Genomic DNA, 2,880 nt, shown 5'->3' on the forward strand with positions numbered 1-2,880 from the left:
CGGCGCCCTGACGCCTGCGCCGCCCGCGGCAACGGAGGCTGCGCCGCCGCGGCGATGGCGCCCTGCGGCCCCGGGCGGCGCGGCGCGCGCTCGGCAATGCCGTGAAGAATCCATTTCAGGTGCGCGAGCCGGTCCGCCGGCGGCTGGGAGCCGTTCAGGTGCCGGTCGAGCAAGTCCAGCGCGCGGGCCATGGCGGCTTCGCCGTAGCGCTCGGTGAGCGCGTCCACCTCGCGCTCGGCCAGGTGCAGCGAGAGGGCCCGATTGACGAGCGAGACGTCGACCGGCTGCTGCGCTTCGGCGGCGGCGGTGTGCGACTCGCGCGGGCTCACCTCGAACTGCACGTGCACGCCGTCGGCCTCCTTGTGCTCCACCAGCGTGATCTCGATTTCGCTGAGCTCGTTGATCTCGCGCAGGGCCGGGACGACCAGCTCGCTCTTGATCTTGCGCCACTCGCGCTGCTTGGCCTGCTCGCTGCCGCGCAGCACCGGCACCCACCAGCTCCAGTGCTGGCGCGCGGTGCGGCCGGTGGTCTTGTAGCGCACGCAGATCTCGTACAGCGCCACCGCCGCGTAGGTGCCCAGCCGCGCCACCGTCTCCAGGCTGATCTGCGCCCAGCGCTCGGGGTCCGTCATCTGGCGCCGTATGGCCGGCGGATACCACCAGCGCACCCAGTTGTCGCGGCCCACCTTGTACAGCTCCACCTGCGACACCAGCGTGAACATCAGCAGCCGCTCCGGCTCGCCGGCGACCACGACGTCCGCCGCGTCGCCGGCCTGCAGCGGCGTGTCGCCGACCGAGAGCTGCCGCCACTCGACCTTGGTCGTCATCATCTCGTCCAGGTAGCGCTTGAGCGAGCCGGCGGCGTTGGAGTCCGCGCCGAAGCCGCGCAGTATGGATTTGAGCGGCGCCGCGTAGCCCGTGTCGCCCGTGTCGCCCGCGCGCTGCGCCATGCGGCCCATCACGTTGTAGGCCTTGCGCGCCGTCACCGTCAGCGGCTTGTTGGCCGGGACGATGGCGATGATGGCCGTGGGCTTGCGAAAGACCTCCGCCGCCGGGAGCTGTGGAGTTGTCTGCAAGGCCTTGGACATGGGCGGCGAGTATATGTCCGGCACCCGCCGGACAGGCCCCGTCGCCGCTTTCAGGCCGTTGGGGACGCCGCCAGGTACCGGATAGTCAAAACCCTGGACATCCGGCCGGCCCTCCAAACGCTGCCGCCGGGGTTCCCCGTTCATGCCGGGCTCACTTATCCACAGGCTGGAGGCCGTCCAGGCCGGCCAGGGTCAAAAGGCTGGACAGGAAAGGTCAAGGCGCAGGACGCTTAAAGTCAGAACCCTGGACGCAAACCCGTGTCCACCTGGACACCCCATGGACGCAACCCATTGATTTACAACGATTTTTTTAATTATCCACAGGCCTAAAGGTATTAAAGAAGGTAAAGACTGCTTAAAGGAAAGCTTTATGAAGTCTTTTTTCAGTTTCTTCGTCCAGTGTTTTGAGCCTGTTTCTCCTCGAATTTTTTCTGTCGATCAGTTTTGAGGATCACTTCTACAATGCGACGCATCGCAACGAAAATTCGTGGGGAACGCTGTCTTGGAAGCAACTTTGCTGAATGATGACGATGGCATTTCGTTGGAAGCCATCGACGAGCAGGCCGAGCGGGTGAAGGCGGTGGTGGCGCAGATCCGCGGCACCATGCTGGCGCCGGATGCGCGCAAGCAGCCGCCGGTGTTCTCCAGCGGCGGGCTGGCGGAGCTGACGGGTTGGGACAAGTCCAAGGTGCTCACGCGCATCAAGAAGGGCGACCTGCCCACCGGCACCTTGTCGCCCAGCGGCGCGCGGCGCGAGTTCACGCTGGCCGAGGCCAGGCAGTGGGTGCGGGTGGCGCGCGAGGGCGACCTGCGCCCCGCGGGGGCCACGGCCGTCACCGTGTGCATTGGCAACTTCAAGGGCGGCGTCAGCAAGACCACCACCGCCGCCACCGTGGCGCAGGGCCTGAGCCTGGCCGGGCACCGGGTGCTGGTGATCGACTGCGACCCGCAGGGCTCGCTCACCACCCTCTTCGGCATCCTGCCGGACTCGGAGGTGGAGATTGCCGACACGGTGCTGCCCCTGTTCAAGGGCGAGCAGGCCGACGTGTCGTATGCGATCCGCTCGACCTACTGGGACGGCATCGACCTGGTGGCGGCGGCGCCCTTCCTGTTCGGCGCGGAGTTCACGCTGCCGGCGCGGCAGATGGCCAACCCCAACTTCGAGTTCTGGAAGGTGCTGGACCTGGGGCTGGACGCGGCGCGCGAGGACTACGACTTCATCATCATCGACACCCCCCCTGCCCTGTCCTACACCACCATCAACGCGCTGATGGCCGCCGACGGCATCGTCATGCCGCTGCCGCCCAATGCGCTGGACTTCGCCAGCTCCGCGCAGTTCTGGGATCTGTTCTCCGACCTGACCAACACGCTGATCCGCCAGCGCGGGGGCAACAAGAAGTTCAGCTTCATAGACGTGCTGCCCACCAAGGTGGAGAGCACCGACCAGACGGGGCTGATGGTCAAGAAGTGGATGGCCACGGCCTATGCCGACAAGCTGGTGCAGGTGGAGATCCCCAAGACGGCGGCGGCCAACACCTCGTCGGCCGAGTTCGGCACCGTCTACGACCACGTGGTCAACGCCAGCGCCCGCACCTTCAAGCGCGCCACCGAGGCCTACGACCGGCTGGTGGACCTGATCGAGGACCAGGGCCAGCTCTTCTGGACCAAGCAGCTCGAACAGCTCAACGGAGGCGCGCAATGAGCACCGGACGCAAGGAGCGCAAGGGCGACAACATCGCTTTCGTCCTGCCGCCGCCGCGCTCGGCGCGGCCGGCCGCGGGCACGCCTGCGG

The 2,880-nt window shown here is 67.0% G+C and carries 2 protein-coding genes; one reads left to right on the plus strand and one right to left on the minus strand.

The genetic code is table 11. The features are described from left to right. Window positions 1–1,088 (minus strand): replication initiation protein (locus ALA01S_RS30640; protein WP_169806055.1); only part of this gene is annotated, 1,088 nt, incomplete at its 3' end. Window positions 1,089–1,629: 541 nt separating this feature from the next. Here ALA01S_RS30640 and ALA01S_RS30645 point away from each other — a divergent pair. Further along, entirely contained in the window at window positions 1,630–2,790 is a 1,161-nt protein-coding gene (locus tag ALA01S_RS30645) for a ParA family protein (protein ID WP_238456024.1), read from the plus strand. Window positions 2,791–2,880 lie beyond the last annotated feature (90 nt).

The organism is Azohydromonas lata NBRC 102462 (assembly GCF_001571085.1).
GTDB lineage: Bacteria > Pseudomonadota > Gammaproteobacteria > Burkholderiales > Burkholderiaceae_C > Azohydromonas > Azohydromonas lata.